Genomic DNA, 244 nt, shown 5'->3' with positions numbered 1-244 from the left:
CTGTGCGTTGAGTTGGATGCTGGATGGATAAGGATTATTCTCAGTACGTGGATCCATTCCTGATCCAATCCAATACCGGATTGTCTTCTCAATTTGCCTCATGTCGACCCTTCAAGTAGAGATACTTATTAAGTAGATCACCATGCCTGTTTTCTTCAGCAGTCCAAGCCCCTGTCCAAATTGCCCAAGGAGTAAGGCTAGCACCTGTTTCATCACGCACACCGTACTCACTCCACCATCAAGC

1 pseudogene is annotated in these 244 nt (G+C 46.7%); it reads right to left on the bottom strand.

The features are described from left to right. Positions 1-220: pseudogene (locus OD803_RS14585) on the bottom strand (acyl-ACP desaturase); the annotation flags it as partial. Positions 221-244: the final 24 nt, after the last annotated feature.

Source organism: Gaetbulibacter sp. NE, from assembly GCF_025548475.1.
Taxonomy (GTDB): domain Bacteria; phylum Bacteroidota; class Bacteroidia; order Flavobacteriales; family Flavobacteriaceae; genus Gaetbulibacter_B; species Gaetbulibacter_B jejuensis.
The sequence above is the reverse complement of the archived record's forward strand: the minus strand, read 5'-3'. Positions and strand labels throughout refer to the sequence as shown.